The 15,643-nt window shown below is 35.1% G+C and carries 11 protein-coding genes, 1 tRNA gene and 1 pseudogene; 5 read left to right on the plus strand and 8 right to left on the minus strand.

Going from position 1 to position 15,643, the window contains the following annotated elements; translation table 11 throughout:
• Positions 1–22: 22 nt before the first annotated feature.
• A complete protein-coding gene (locus ACQH3L_RS01575) occupies positions 23–1,147 on the minus strand; it encodes a Ulp1 family isopeptidase (protein ID WP_425384903.1) in 1,125 nt (374 codons plus the stop codon).
• Positions 1,148–1,290: 143 nt separating this feature from the next.
• Between ACQH3L_RS01575 and serS the strand changes: the two genes are divergently transcribed.
• Positions 1,291–2,568, plus strand: coding sequence for a serine--tRNA ligase (gene serS, locus ACQH3L_RS01580; protein ID WP_425385002.1), 1,278 nt, complete (start codon positions 1,291–1,293; stop codon positions 2,566–2,568).
• 33 nt (positions 2,569–2,601) lie between these two features.
• Positions 2,602–3,873: a phosphoribosylamine--glycine ligase gene (purD, locus tag ACQH3L_RS01585; protein ID WP_138264878.1), complete on the plus strand. Its 1,272-nt coding sequence runs from the start codon at positions 2,602–2,604 to the stop codon at positions 3,871–3,873.
• A 628-nt stretch (positions 3,874–4,501) separates the two neighbouring features.
• Here purD and ACQH3L_RS01590 read toward each other — a convergent pair.
• Positions 4,502–6,799: a WD_0033/WD_0034 family tandem repeat-containing protein gene (locus ACQH3L_RS01590; RefSeq protein WP_425384904.1), complete on the minus strand. Its 2,298-nt coding sequence runs from the start codon at positions 6,797–6,799 to the stop codon at positions 4,502–4,504.
• A gap of 413 nt (positions 6,800–7,212) precedes the next feature.
• On the opposite strand from ACQH3L_RS01590, the gene ACQH3L_RS01595 reads away from it, so the two are divergent.
• The 3 genes from ACQH3L_RS01595 (at position 7,213) to gatC (ending at position 9,652) form a co-directional block, all read left to right on the plus strand.
• Complete coding sequence (locus ACQH3L_RS01595; RefSeq protein ID WP_006280296.1) at positions 7,213–8,079, plus strand: ankyrin repeat domain-containing protein; 867 nt, start codon at positions 7,213–7,215, stop codon at positions 8,077–8,079.
• 303 nt (positions 8,080–8,382) lie between these two features.
• The gene (locus ACQH3L_RS01600) at positions 8,383–9,309 is read left to right on the plus strand and encodes a ribose-phosphate diphosphokinase (RefSeq protein WP_010962322.1); all 927 of its coding nucleotides are present in this window, start codon (positions 8,383–8,385) and stop codon (positions 9,307–9,309) included.
• Positions 9,299–9,652, plus strand: coding sequence for an Asp-tRNA(Asn)/Glu-tRNA(Gln) amidotransferase subunit GatC (gene gatC, locus ACQH3L_RS01605; RefSeq protein WP_010962323.1), 354 nt, complete (start codon positions 9,299–9,301; stop codon positions 9,650–9,652). The genes ACQH3L_RS01600 and gatC overlap by 11 nt, the downstream gene beginning before the upstream one ends.
• A 41-nt stretch (positions 9,653–9,693) precedes the next feature.
• Here the strand turns inward: gatC and ACQH3L_RS01610 are convergent, their stop codons facing one another.
• From ACQH3L_RS01610 to ACQH3L_RS01635, 6 genes and pseudogenes are all read right to left on the minus strand, one after another.
• Positions 9,694–10,956 (minus strand): Tol-Pal system protein TolB, encoded by a 1,263-nt coding sequence (locus ACQH3L_RS01610; RefSeq protein WP_006279726.1) that lies wholly within the window; start codon positions 10,954–10,956, stop codon positions 9,694–9,696.
• A gap of 5 nt (positions 10,957–10,961) precedes the next feature.
• On the minus strand, positions 10,962–12,596 hold the full coding sequence (locus ACQH3L_RS01615) for a ribonuclease J (RefSeq protein WP_425384905.1): 1,635 nt from the start codon (positions 12,594–12,596) through the stop codon (positions 10,962–10,964).
• A 141-nt stretch (positions 12,597–12,737) separates the two neighbouring features.
• On the minus strand, positions 12,738–13,925 hold the full coding sequence (gene dnaJ, locus ACQH3L_RS01620) for a molecular chaperone DnaJ (protein WP_425384906.1): 1,188 nt from the start codon (positions 13,923–13,925) through the stop codon (positions 12,738–12,740).
• 82 nt (positions 13,926–14,007) lie between these two features.
• Positions 14,008–14,085, minus strand: a tRNA-Arg gene (locus ACQH3L_RS01625).
• A 63-nt stretch (positions 14,086–14,148) separates the two neighbouring features.
• Positions 14,149–15,096 carry a hypothetical protein gene (locus ACQH3L_RS01630; protein ID WP_070356716.1) on the minus strand — a complete coding sequence of 316 codons (948 nt, stop codon included), beginning with the start codon at positions 15,094–15,096 and terminating at the stop codon, positions 14,149–14,151.
• A 214-nt stretch (positions 15,097–15,310) separates the two neighbouring features.
• Positions 15,311–15,622, minus strand: a pseudogene (locus tag ACQH3L_RS01635) (Rpn family recombination-promoting nuclease/putative transposase); the annotation flags it as partial.
• Between the last annotated feature and the right edge of the window lie 21 nt (positions 15,623–15,643).

Genomic DNA, 15,643 nt, shown 5'->3' on the forward strand with positions numbered 1-15,643 from the left:
GTCAATGGTAATTTTTCATTGATTACATAATGCAACACAAACTTGCATTCTCCCTTGAAATAGAAGACTGAGATGTTTTCGTCCTTGGCGGACGCTTACGATTTCTTAGATCTTCCTTACATTTCTCATCTTCCATAAGCGCTCTTGTAAATTCTTCTCTTTTCTCATTCAAATCAAATTTATATTCTGATAACTTTTTGTCAATTTCGTCAAATGATTTGTCTTCGTTAAGCATTTGTGTAATTTTATGAGCATTTTCTAACGCAAATATTCCACAGTTATACCCGTCACTTTGCTGCTTAGTTGGGGAAATTCTTATGTCTAATACCCATTCCTCTTTTTGCAGTTCTCTTTTAACAATATTTAGCACATTATCTGGCAATTGATTACCAAATGAGTCACAGTAATAAGCTCTAAATTTTTTATCACCTGCATCAGGTTTAATAACCAAAGTTACCCAATGATTGTTGTTAATATGAAGAACCGAAGTAAATATCAATTTAGAATTTTGTTTTAATTCACCTCTATAATTCTGAAGAAATTCTTTTGTGAGTTCGTCCCAACCATTAGAATAGCCAGGAGCAAGAAAATAGACATTATTATTACTATGTTCACTTTGTGAGTACCCATACACAACTCTTGCAATATGTGTAATGTCATCATCACATAACCAGTAAGCATAATTTCCTCTGTTTGTCTGATGCACAAGAGTGTCCAAATTTTCATGAAACTCTTTACCACCCAAACCACTATCTTTTGAAGCAATAGAACTTCTGCGATTACTGTTCTCTGAAACAGTTGACCCATCTTCATTATCTGGTCCAGGAAAAATACCACTACCCTCATCTGGAGTTTTTTGCTCACCTTGACTTGCTCTTTTTCCATTAATATAACCCTTCGCTAAGTAAAATAAAGGTTCAACAACCATTTTGTATGCTACTGTAAGAATTGTTCCCATTAAAACCCAAACTACGGGGTTAGAGATGAGCATAGCAAGTGGAAAGGTCAATAGAGGGGATCCTATTACCGCCCCTAAACAGCCAGCAGCGAATGTGGCTGCTAGGCATACACAAGTAGCGTAGATAACGAATTCCTCACCAGCAAAGTAAGTGCTCTCTTTCTGATTATTTTTTGTAATGCCCAACATACTACACCCTATGAACGCTAAGTTAATTAAATTTAAACAAATTCTAACAAAAAAATCAACCATAATAATTTTAGTAGTATGAGAATATATTGAATATTAAGAGCTTTTGGAGTACAGTAACAATGTTAGTAATAGCACAATATATGCACGATATAGAATATATACGCAAAAACCCTGAAGGATTTGAAAAGGCAATGAAAAGCAGGGGAATTAGAGAATCTACTGCGGAAGAGATATTAGAAATCGATCACGAGAAAAGATCATTAACCACTAAACTGCAGGATTTGAATAGGCAGCGCAATGAAATCACAGAGGAAATAAAAAAGCTTAAAATGAGCAAGAGCCCCTGTGAAGAGCAAATAGAGTTGTCAAAAAGCATCACAAATGAGATAGAGGCAATCAGCTTAAAAGAACAAGCAGAAAAGGATAAGTTAGTGAATGTTTTATCTAACTTGCCGAATATTCCTGCGCAAGATGTGACAATAGGCGCAGATGAGAACTCTAATTTAGAGGTGAGAAGATATGGAGGAAAAAGACAGTTTGATTTTGTACCAGAATCTCATTATGAACTCGGAGAAAAATTAGGTTTAATGGACTTCGAACAAGCGGCGAGAATTTCCGGATCAAGATTTACGATATTAAAAGGACAGTTAGCTAAGCTTGGACGAGCGCTAATAAATTGTATGCTTGAAATGCATGTTAATGAATTTGGCTATACTGAGGTGTACCACCCGGCTTTGGTGAAAAACGAAGCTATGTATAATGTTGGTCAGCTACCGAAATTTTCTGACGATTCGTATTTAACTACCGACGAATTGAGGTTGATTCCCACAAGTGAAGTGTTTTTAACAAATTTAGTTGCTGACAAAATAATGGAAGAAAAAGAACTGCCTATTCGCTTTACTGCATATTCGGAGTGCTTTCGTAAAGAAGCAGGTAGTGCAGGTCGCGATACCAGGGGCATGATAAGGCAACACCAATTTGGTAAAGTGGAGTTGGTAAGCATCACAACTGAAGACCAATCAAATGATGAGCTTGAGCGTATGACGAGTGTTGCTGAAGAGATATTAAAAAAATTAGAATTGCCATACAGAGTAATGCTGCTTTGCAGTGGCGATATGGGTTTTGCTGCACAAAGGACTTATGACATAGAGGTATGGTTACCTGGGCAAAATAAATATAGAGAAATATCAAGCTGCTCAAATTGTGGTGCATTTCAAGCAAGAAGGATGAACGCTAAATACTCTTCAGAAACTGATAAAAAGATGAAAAAATATATTCACACTTTAAACGGCTCAGCTTTAGCTATAGGAAGAACGATTATTGCCATAATGGAGAATTATCAAAATTCTGACGGGTCGATTGCAATACCAAACGTGTTGCAAAAATACATGAGTAATGATACTGTTATAAGCAAATAATAATTTTGACATATAGAAAAGCGAGAAATAAAGATGAAGGTTCTGGTTATAGGTTCTGGTGGGCGTGAGCACGCTCTACTTTGGGCTCTAAAAAAATCTCCTATCTTGACTGAGTTATATGTAACTCCTGGTCGCCAAGCTATGAAAGATCTTGGGGCTCTTGTGGATGTAAATATTCAAAATTCAGTGGATGTTACACAATTTTGCAAGAGAGAAAATATAGAGTTGGTTGTTATTGGTCCAGAACAACCAATAATTGATGGGCTTGCTGATGATTTAGTTGCAGAGGGAATAAATGTTTTTGCTCCAAGTCAAGCAACTGCAAAACTTGAGGGATCGAAGTCTTTCACCAAGGGACTATGTAAGCGATATGGTATACCAACTGCCAAGTACGAGTGTTTTGTTGATGAAGGGTTAGCTAAAGATTTTGTACGTAGCAATAAAATAAAGTTTCCACTTGTAGTGAAAGCAAATGGAATTGCAGCAGGAAAAGGGGTGGTTATATGTAATACAGAAAGCGAAGCTTTTTCAGCAATAAATTCAATGCTAGTGGAGAAAAAATTTGGTGAATCAGGTGAAGAAATAATCATAGAAGAGTTTTTAGTTGGAGAAGAAGTAAGTTTTTTTGCTCTTATTGATGGGTTGAAAGTAGTAACTCTTGGGTGTGCAAAAGATTATAAGAGAGTTGATGAAAGTAATGAAAGCCAAAATACTGGAGGTATGGGGTCGTACTCATCACCTTCAATTATAAGTAAGGACATGGAGCAAAAAATTATCCAAAAAATAATATACCCTACAGCTCAAGCATTGGTTAACATGGGTACGTCTTATAAAGGAGTACTCTTTGCTGGTTTAATGATTTGCAAAGATAGCCCAAAACTTCTCGAGTATAACGTTAGATTCGGTGATCCAGAAACGCAATCTATATTACCTAGATTTGATTCAAATTGCGATTTGTTAAAATTGATGTTGTCAGTTGCAGAAGGAAAGTTAAATGTCAAAATGGTGGAACTTAACAACAAATCTACAGTTTGTGTAGTTGTTGCAAGTAAAGGCTATCCGGGTGATTATCAAAAGGGAGAAGTAATTAAAGGATTAGATAAGATTGAAAGCATTCCTGGTGTGTTGGTGTTTCATGCTGGTACTAAATTCGATGAAAGTGGTAACTTAGTTTCCGATGGCGGAAGAGTGCTAAATATAGTAGCAGAAGGGAGCACTATAGAGGAAGCCAAAAGTAAGGTGTACTCAGCATTAAATTTTTTAGAATGGCCAGGGGGCTTCTTCAGATACGATATCGGTAGTTAATGTTAGCTGTCGGTTAGCAGGTGGTTCACAGAAACGAAAAACTTCCTTGACAAACTCCGCCAGCCCCCTTATCATGAAACTGAAGCTATTGTATTTGCTTTCGCCAATCTGCAGATTAAAAGGTAAGGATTACTTAATGTATCGGCGTCTTATGTTCAATTTTTTGCAGTATATAGATACTGTATGTCTTTACAAAACTTCATCTACATCTAGATTTTTATCTAAATAAGCTGAACGCGCTTATAAAGCGTTACAAGACATCAAAAAATGCCAATACTCGACAGAGATAGTAAAAGACTAGCTAATTCGGGGATTCTTTGTCTTTTTTTCTGCTTGGTAAATTTCTTAAACATTTGCAGCATAGGTTAGTTGCAATTAAAAGCAGCTAAATCTTGCTTGTCAAGCGTTTAAAACATAAAAAACGCCAATATTTTAAAGCAGATAATAACCCCAGGGCTTCTTTTGCCTTTTTTTTCATTTGGTAAATTTCTTAAATATTTATGGCTAAACGACAATCGTCATACCGCCGCGGGATCTAGAGATACCGCGGCGGTATGACGTAGGGAAACCTTTCTTGGGTTAGCTATAAAACTAATCAGCATCTTGTTTAGCACATATAAATTAAGTTTCACAAATATAGTGCTAAACCTTGAAAATATGTTATAGCTACTTCTTCCAATTTAGTGGTGGGTTTTGACAGTACACATGTTATTTTACTAGCTACCAACTCAAGTGTCACAGAAGTTGCAATCATTTTAAATGTCACAGAAGTTGCAATCACTGCATTTATATTCTGTACTTTAACATTTACTCTACTTTCTATTAGAGGCTTTACCCCCCTTACATCATTACGTACAGCAGTATGATTTATTTCATTTTCAATTCCACTACTATGCTGCAACAAGATATCCCCATTAACTTTTATTTCAACATTTTTGTCACTACTACCATTGTTAAAATTTAATCCCTCATCTCTTCTACTTTGTCTTTTTTCTTTTAATTTTAATTCAGTTTCTCTTTTATCAAGGGTAGGAAATGGGATGTGAGTTTTTTCCTGACCATCTTGATTTATAGCTCTTGTTGTATTAAAAGCTTCGTTGCTTTTACATGATATTGTATAAGTAAGTGGTGTGTAGATTTTTTCTTCACTATCTGGATATTTTATAGTTATTGTTGCATTAAGAATGTCTTTCAGAATATCATTTTCTCTAGCTATGTCTAAAATTTTTTGAATAACTTTGCGATCATGTAATGCGGCAAGTAACTTATCAGTTACTTTTTGATTATTTTTATGTTTTATGGTTATTGTTGTGTTAAGAATGTCTTTCAGAATACCGTTTTCTTTAGCTACTCTTAACATTTTCTCAATAGCTATACTATTTTCACGCAGTATAGCATAAGCAAGTAGTGTGTAAGTTACTTCCCGGCTATCTGAATGTTTTATAGTTGTTGTTGCGTCAAGAATGTCTTTCAGAATATCGTTTTCTTTAGCTACTCTTAACATTTTCTCAACAGCTATACTATCTTTACGTAGTATAGCATAAGTAAGCGGTGCGCAAGTTTCTTCATGACCATCTGGACATTTTATAGTTGTTGTTGCATCAAGAATATCTTTCAGAATACCGTTTTCTTTAGAGATTTTTAAAATTTCTTCAATAGTTTTGCTATTTTTACATGATATAGCGTAAGTAAGCGGTGTGTAAATTTCTTTCTGACCATCTAGATATTTTATAGTTGTTGTTGCGTCAAGAATGTCTTTCAGAATATCGTTTTCTTTAGAGACTTTTAAAATTTCTTCAATAGTTTTGCTATTTTTACATGATATGGCGTAAGTAAGCGGTGTGTAAATTTCTTCTTGACCATCTAGATATTTTATAGTTGTTGTTGCGTCAAGAATATCTTTCAGAATACTGTTCTCTTCAGCTGCTACTAGAATTTCTTTAATAATTTTGCCATCCTCCCAGAACATAGCATGAGCAAGTGGTGTGTAAGTCACTTCCCGGCTATCTAAATGTTTTATAGTTATTGTTGTGTCAAGAATATCTCTCAGAATACCGTTTTCTTTAGCTACTCTTAACACTTTCTCAACAGCTATACTATCTCTACGTAGTATAACATAAGCAAGTGGTGTGTAAGTCACTTCCCGGTCTAGATATTTCATGGTTGTTGTTGTGTTAAGAATATCTTTCAGAATACTGTTCTCTTCAGCTGCTACTAGAATTTCTTTAATAGCTTTGCTATCCTTCCAGAACATAGCATAAGCAAGTGGCGCGTAAGTCACTTCCTTGTTATCTGGATATCTTATAGTTGCTGTTGTGTTAAGAATATCTTTCAGAATACCGTTCTCCTTAGAGACTTTTAAAATTTCTTCAATAGCTATACTATCTTCATATAGTATAGCATAAGCAAGTGGTGTAACAGTTGCTCTCCGACCATCTGGATATTTTATAGTTGTTGTTGCGTTAAGAATATCTTTCAGAATACCGTTTTCTTTAGAGACTTTTAAAGTTTCTTCAATAGTTTTGCTATTTTTACATAATATGGCATAAGTAAGTGGTGTGCAAGTTTCTTCCTGACCACCTGGATATTTTATAGTTGTTGTTGCGTCAAGAATGTCTTTCAGAATACCGTTTTCTTTAGCTACTCTTAACATTTTCTCAACAGCTATACTATCTTTACGTAGTATAGCATAAGCAAGTGATATAATAGTTGATTCTTTACCCCGATGTTTACTTACTTCCGTAGTAAGAATCCTTTGTTTTTCCTTTTCAGATATTTTTTCTAGTTCTTCAGCAATGCTACTTTTTTTGCCTTCTATTTTTGATGCTAATTTTAAAATACTTTTTTCATCTTTCTCTTTCAATTTCGAATCGTTTACCTGATGAGTCATTTTTTTTCTCAAGGTCTTTCTTATTAAACTAAGCATAACATTTTCTCTCTTCGTGGTTATAATATTTGCTTTTATGAATCAGTTGTGTTGATAATGTATTAATTGCATAGTTCAGACATTGTTTTATAAAGCAAAATTTTAGTAGACCACCTTACAAGAACGTTTCTTGCTAATTCTGAATCCGAAAAAAGGACGCAGTAAAGTTATTTGTAAGGGAAGAATGAAACTTGTAGCTATAGCTAAACTGACTTACGATAATTTGAAAAACCGTCATCCCGCTGCTTGTTAGCGGGATCTAGAGATACCGCGGCGGTATGACGGTTCGCAGTGGTATGACGGTTCGCGGCGGGATGACGATAAGATCGTCATCCCGCTACATTAATATTGTATTAATAAAAACTTAATAATAATCCTTAATAATATATGAACTAACATGTTTGCAATTTCGTATGACAGAGGAAACAAAAGATGGATATGCTTCCTTATACGTTGCAATTCAGGAAGGTAATATTGAAGCTGCAGAACTACTAATAAAATGTGGCACAAACGTCAATGATCATTATGAACGCAATCGTACGCCACTGCATATTGCCATCGGACGCAAACAATTAGAAATAGCAAAATTGCTGATAAAAAATGGAGCAAACGTTAATGCAAAAACTCAAAATCATGGTAAAGATGATCTAACACCAATGCACTTTGCAGTTTTTGCAAATACGCCAGAATTTATAGAATTACTAGCTAGCCATGGTGCATTGATTAATGAAAGAGAAAGTACCGAAGGGTATACTCCTCTTCACTTTGCTGCTTTATATGGGAACAAAAATATAATACAAGCCTTAATTGATAAGGGACAAGATATTGAAGATGTGGACAATAATGGGCGAACAGCTCTGTTTTTAGCTGCTAGGCAGTGCACTGAAGCAGAAGATGATAGCAGAATAGAAATTATCAAGTATTTGATAGACAAGCTCAAAGCAGATGTAACAAAGAAAGACAATAATAACAATGCAGTACTCTTTCCTGCCGCTAATAATTGCCCTGGAAAAGTGGTAGAATTCATCATTGAGCAATATATAAAAATCTTTGAGTTAGAGAATTTTATCAACCACAAAAATAATGATGGAATGGATGCTTTGGATATTGCGCTGAATAGTGGAAACGAGAAGGCTATTGAAGTATTAAGATCATATGGAGCAGATATCAAGAATAAGGTAGATGGTAGCATTCAAAAAATTACTGCAGAAAAACCAAGTAGTACCCTAGACAGAGCAGAAAGTGCAGAGGTAGCGCCTCCAATTAAGCAAAGAGTATAAAGCTTTTTATAAAGCGATTATAAATTTCAGTAAGTTGCAGAGGCTCTACAATGGGAAGTGTAGTATGTTAGCAGATACAAATGACTAGATAAATTATATTTCATTAAAGTCATTTATCTTGAAACATAAGCAGGATTTTGTATAGTTGTTTCAATTTGGGTCTATATATTGAAACAACGCGTGAAAATGACAGGTCATTGTACAAGAGGTATCTAATTCACCGACAAGAATGCTAGATAAAGACACTTACATTTCAATTATTTCACAATTTCTGTATAATCTTAAAAACTCAACTAGTGCGTTATGAAGATAATAATAGGTAATGCTAGTAAGGAATTAGGGGAATCAGTAGTTAACCGGCTAGATGTTCAACCATCCTCTGCTTGGATATCAAAGTTTACCGATGGTGAGGTAAATGTAGAAGTAGCAAATGATCTATATAATCAAGAAGTATATATAATACAATCTCTTTCTCCCCCTGTGAATGATAATCTTATGGAGCTTCTGCTTATAATTGATGCAGTAAATAGATTAGGAGCCAAAAGGATAGTAGTAATTATCCCTTATTATGGATATAGCAGGCAAGATAGAATTATCAAGAACAATAATGTGCAGTCTGCTTTAAGTGCCAAATTAGTTGCAAATCTTATTCAAACTGCAGGTGCAAGTAGCGTTGCAGTTATTGATTTGCACTCAAGTCAAATTGAAGGATTCTTTGATGTACCGATAACTAATTTGAACTGCTTTGAAGCATTTGTTGACTCTATACACACAGAAAATTTGGCAATTGTTGCACCTGATGTTGGAGCAATTGGCAGAGCACGTGCTTTTGCAAAGACTTTAGAGGAAAAGTACAAGATAGGGTTAAATGATAAGATTATTGTAGTAGATAAATATAGGGAGAAAGCAGGCACATCTCAAGTAATGAACATAATAGGAGAAGTTGCAAATAAAAATTGTGTCATTGTTGATGATATAGTTGACTCTGGTGGAACATTGTGTAATGCAGCTCTTGCTTTAAAAGGCCACGGAGCAAAGTCCGTAATTTCATGCATCACACATGGCGTGCTTTCAGGAAGTGCAGTTGAGAAAATTTCTTCCTCTTCTTTAGATAAATTAGTGATTACGGATACCATACTTCACAAATTTGAAAAAACTGGTAAAATAGAAGTTGTTTCGGTCGTAGATATTTTAACTCACTTTATCCAAGGAGGTAAAGATGCCAGCTAAGTCAACAGAAGACGTTATTACTTCACTAATAGAATTTGCAAATAAGAGAAAAATAACAATTACCAAAGAAGAAATGCTTAAAATTGCACAGCTTGTAAGGATTAAGTTATCAAATGACGAGATTGATCACTACTCCAAAGAACTGACAATGCTGGATTGGATACATGATACTTTATTGCAAGTTAATACTGAAGGTGTTTCTCCTATGCGTTATGGCAGCATAGACAAGGACATTCATGTACGCGATGATGTTATAAATTCTCAAAACATTAAAAAAGAGATATTGTCCAATACAAAACCTGAGCATGGGTATTTCGTAGTGCCAAAGGTTATAAGCAATTAAAGTAAAATAAGGCTCATATCAAATCTATAATAGATCTACTTTCAAAAATAAGACCAATCCGGTAAAGAAGCATTTGTGGGAGTGGAAACCATTTTTTGATTTTTCTTTACTAAGTCTACTAAATATAGTTTAGAGTTGCTTGGTGATTCTGTTCTTGTAAAAATGATTTCTCTACCATTTGGTAACCATGCCGGGGATTCAATTTTATGCCCCTCTGAAAGCAGACGTTCTTCTTTGCCATCTGGCTTCATAACTCCTATGTAAAATTTTCCTGACTGAATCTTTGTAAAAGCTATCAGATCTCCTTTTGGCGACCAAACAGGCGTAGCATATCTTCCACTTCCAAAACTAATTCTTTTAGGTTTTTTACTTTTGTTAGTAAAATCGATAACGTACAGTTGCTGACTCCCACTTATATCAGAACTAAAAGCCATATACTTTTGATCTGGAGAAAAAGAGGGAGAAGTGCTTATAGCTGAACCTTTAGTAATTTTTTTTGTTCGTTTACTACTTAAATCCAAAGATAATATATTCGTTTCACCACCCAATGAGTGGGAAATTAAAAGAGATTTACCATCGGGAGAAAATCTTGGTGCAGAAACAACTCCTTCAAATGCGCTGATTATTGATTCAGTGTTATCTTTTAAATTTTTTAATATTATATAACTTTTACCATTTGCGTACGAGATATAAACAATACCCTTTCCATTTGGTGAGAATCTCGGTGTTGACACAAATCTATCGCCATTTGTTAAGTATTTTATATTACTTCCATCTTGATTCATCACAGCAATTTTACGCACAGATTTGTAGTTGCTATCTTTTTCTTCAGCGATATACGTGATTTTTGTGTTGAAGTGCCCTTTCTCACCAATTAATCTATCATGTATCACATCCGAAACGAGGTGACCAATTTTTCTCCAGTCTTTTGCTGGAAAAACAACTGACTGAGTAAGTAATTCTCTTTTTGTAAAAGCGTCAAATAAACGAAATGATAGCTCTAATGCACTACCAGATATTTCGCTTAAACTTACTGTGACTACAGTATCGCTTTTCCAAGATTTAGATTCAGCTTCCGCGCCACGTTTTACATTAAATAAGCCACAATTAGATAAATTTGTTCCTATTACCTTTGCAATATTTTCGCTTAATTCGCTTTCCAACGCTGTTTTACATGTACATTTAGATACAACAAGACCAATGTTACCAACACTGCTTTTTTTTATATCAACATATAAAGCAGCTTTTGTAAAATAAGGAATAAATAACGAAATAAATAACACCAGATGAACGAATAGCTTCATTCATTTCATACCTGTTCTATCTGAACCTCAATTATAGGCCTTTTTAGTAAATATTCCTTTAAGATACTCAATATTGAACTTTCAATCTTATTTTTAATTTTTTTTGTTGGCTGCAAACTAAACAACGACTCAACTTTCTTGACAATTTTCTGTATGGTAGCTGCATCTTCTAGCACTTCAAAAACACCAGGTACAAATACTTTTGGTTTAGCAAGCAATTTATTTTTCTTGTTTACAACTGCTGTTACCACAATAACTCCGGCATCTCTCATTCTTTTACGCATTTTTATAACACTGCTCTCCGGATGACGTAGCAACATACCATCAATACCAAAGTAGTCAACATCAATTGAATCAACCTTTCCTCCGTTCTCCAAATTAACAATATCACCTGGTGCAATCATTATTGCTTTTGCCACACCGCACTCTTTAGCAAATTTTACATGTGCATGCGTGTGAATATATTCGCCGTGAACTGGAATAGACATCTTCGGTTTTATTAAAGAATACATTTCCTTTAGCTCTTCTCTTGTTGGATGCCCAGAAGCATGAACATGCTCTGTTTTTTCAGTAATAACTTCTACCCCCATCTCAATAAAGGCATTGAGCATGTTGTGCGCACGAGTTTCATTTCCAGGAATGATTTTTGACGAAAAGATCATGGTATCACCTTGCTGCATTTTAAATGCTTGATGACTCTTAGTAGCAAGTCTTGCGGTAGCTGCCAGTGGCTCACCTTGACAACCTGTGCAAAGTAGCACCAGTTCTTCCCTTGGAAAATTTACTGCTTCCTTTGCTTCAAGAAACTGAGGAGAATCAGTTAAATAACCACTATCTTGCGCAACTTTCACTATTCTCCATAAAGATCTACCAAGTAAAACTACTTTTCTATTTAGTGCTTTTGCAGCTTGGCTTATCGTTTCAATTCGTGCCACATTTGAAGCGAATAGCGAAACAGCAACTAATTTTTTAGACCGCTTTATTATGTTATAAATATTATTATAAATTTCACCTTCTGACTCAGGGTGATGCTTGCTTAATATATTGGTTGAATCGCAAATTGCTGCAAGCAGGTCACCTTTATCGCCAATTTCTTTTAGACGCTCCATATTAGAAGTTAATCCAACAACAGGTTTTGGATCAAATTTCCAGTCTCCGGTATGGAGTGCACTACCCATTTCAGTGCTAATTAATATTGAATTTGCCTCAGGAATTGAATGAGTTACATTTATAAACTCGACGGTAAAAGGACCCAAATTTATGCTGCCATTTATGTCTACCTCTTTCACAGGCACTATACCTTCCAATCGAAATTCTTTTAGTTTCTCTTTAAGAAAATTAACCGTAAACTTTGTTGTATATATGGAGCACTGCAACTCTTCCCACAAGTAGGGCACTGCACCGCAGTGGTCCTCATGTGCATGTGTAATTATTATTCCAAGTAAATCTTTTTTTCTTTGAGCAATAAAATCTATATCAGCAATGAGCAGCTCAACACCTGGCATAGTTTCATCTGCAAAACCAACACCAAGGTCGATCATAATCCACTTACCTTGGTAATGATATAGGCTAACATTCATCCCGATTCTTCCTACTCCCCCAAGCGGAAGAAATAAAAACTCATTTTTGTTTATATTCATTAAATTTAAATTATTAAAACCTGAGAATAGCAAAACTTCGACCTTAAATAAAGAAATTTATTGCTTTTACATAGTTTTAAGGAACTAAGAAGTTTCTGTTGGCTAATAATAACACTATTGTTAAGTTTTCCATTAATAAGGTCAAAGAATTGCAGGATTAAATGAAAACCCGTAAACAGTTACCCCTTTAATGTCATTTAGCAGATTTCTTATTTTTTTTTTTACTTTACTAAAAAACCCTTCAGATTGCTGTTGTACACTTGCATTTTCCTCTTCTTCAAGCGCTTTTAATAGTTCAATTTGCTTTTTAGTTAAATTTTTTGGATTTAAAGTCTCAACTATTACCTGTACGTATAAATCACCACGAGCATGTGAGTTCATATATGGCATACCCTTTCCCCTACAACGTAGTTTGGTACCAGTTTGAGTGCCTTCAGGGACCTTTACTTTTATTTTAGCTCCATCAATTGATTGAATATCGATTTCACCACCAAGCACTGCTAGTGTCATTCTTATAGGCACTTTACAGTGTAAATCTGCTTTATTTCTAGCAAAGATTTTATGGAAAATTATTTTCACGTATACGTATAAATCTCCACTTTTTCCACCTTTTGTTCCAGCTTCTCCTTTACCACTTATCCTTACCTTAGCTCCTTCTTCTATGCCTTTTGGAATTGAAACGGATATATTTACTTCATCTCTTCTACGTCCACTTCCACCACATTTCTTACATTTGTTTTGTATTATTTCTCCTTCCCCATAGCATGTAGTACATGTTCTTTCGATGGTAAAAAAGCCTTGTTGAGTTCTAATCCTACCGCTTCCCTGGCATGTGTGGCACTGAACTGGTTTAATTGCTCCTTCGCCACCTGTGCCTTGGCATGTATCACATTTTACATTTGTCACATAATGTATAGGCGCTTGTATTCCTTTAAATGCATCTTCTAAGGTAATTTCAAGATCATAACGTAGGTCTGCTCCAGATACTCCTGTTGTACTTCTTTTTGCTCTCGATCTACTTGCACCACCACCGAATCCTCCACCAAAGAAGTCATTGAATATGTCGCTAAAATCTCCTGCAGAGCTAAAGCCTTGAAATCCACCAGAAGCACCTTCGTGGCCATAACGGTCATAGCCTGCCCTTTTCTCAGAGTCAGACAGAACTTCATATGCAGCTGTTACTTCTTTAAATTTTTCCTCTGCTTCTTGATTGCCAGGATTTCTATCAGGATGATATTTTAATGCTAATTTTTTATACGCTTTTTTTATCTCATCAATACTGGCATTTCTGCCTACTTCCAGCAGATCATAGTAGTCTTTTTTGCTCATATATAATAGTTTAGTGCTTAACCTTTAAAGATAGGTATTACATATATTAATTTCAAGTGTGACTTCTGTTTCCTATAAAATGTGGTGCACCCTGAGCGACTTGAACGCCCGACCTTTTGATCCGTAGTCAAATGCTCTAATCCAACTGAGCTAAGGGTGCTTTCACAAAGTTAACTTTAGCAGGTTTTGTAGCTTGATTCAATTAATTTGGCTAAAAATAAAACTATTGATTTCTATCATACGTGAACCCCTCACAATTCTCAAACTGCCGTTTCGCATTAGAATTATCAAATTCACTACAAGGAGGAGCAGTTGGAGTAGTATTAGGATCTTGAGAAAAGTAAGGAGGTGGTGCATCATAACGAGAAGAATCTCCATAACCATGCCCTTGTCTAAGACAGCTATCTACCGCTCCTTTAGCTTTCTCGATATTTTCTAATTCTTCCTCATGCTTCATATGAAAAGCTAAACCACCAGCAAAACATACGAGAGAATTAACGCCAAGGATAGCTAAACCCCACACTGGTAAGACTGGGTAAACAGCACAAGCTACCAAAGCTGCCAAAGAAACAACGCCAACCGCAAATTCTATATTTCTGAACGTTTTAAATTTACTATCCAGGTAATCTATTTTTTCTTCTTTTCTAGCCACTTTTCTGCTGCTGTTATACCAAAAACACATACCAGCATGGAAAGCAACACACACAACTGCAGCTACTATACCCAAAGCTAATAGCTTTCTACTGTCTTCTGATTCTTTTTTATTCTCTTTTCTCCCTTGATGAGTGGTATTACCATTGTTAATATTCGTTATATTATTAACCGTAGTGTGACCACGTCCACCGAATAAAGAATCCATCCAGCATTGTAATAGCAAATAATCCCAAAAGTCTAAACCTCTATTGTGTACATGTATATGTGTAATCTGAGAGCCTGTAGGTTGTGCGTTATTCCCTGCGTTATATTGATCATTTCTGCTTCCTGTATCGTGCCTATTGCTTGAATTTGGATGTGTAAATTCTTCATACACATTTTTAAAATTCTCCTTGCTCCAAGTTAAATTCGGTGTATTATTACAATACTGTAGAAACCCTTCAATATTATTATTATTACCTAATTTCTTTATATAGGCTAACGCATACCTTTTTAAAACACTATCACTTGCTACCATAAATACCCTCTTAAGTTAAGATTAAATTAATAAATATTTATTATAACAAGATAACATCTACTTGTCAACTTGAGCCTGATTCAAGTATCCGTTCAGAGTGTGGCAGAAGAACTTATTCAAATAAAGTAGGTGGTAAAATATAAACATTTTATAAAGTGAAAAATGGACTTTTCAGACCACTGCCGAGCTAAAAAAGCCCTGAAAAACGTGATACTTAGGCCACTTCTTGCTTAAGCTGTACAATTTCAGCTTGAGAAAGGCCAGTGGATTCAGCTATTAAATTAACAGATACACCAGCTTTAAGTAAATTTTTTGCAACTTCGATTTTTCCTTTCTCTATACCTTCCTCAAGTTTGTATTCAAGAATGGCTTCTTCTTTCCGCAGATCCATTATTCTTTCTTCATATGCTACTAAATCTTTTTCATTCCAGCTAAACCTGTCTAATTCATCGTAGGCTAACTTTATTATTGGTGATTTTTCTGCTATATTCCTTAGGTCTTCATCTGTAGTTTCATCTGCATACTGTTGTCTAAGTGAAGAAGGTCG

This window comes from Wolbachia endosymbiont (group A) of Sturmia bella (assembly GCF_964030905.1).
GTDB lineage: Bacteria > Pseudomonadota > Alphaproteobacteria > Rickettsiales > Anaplasmataceae > Wolbachia > Wolbachia pipientis.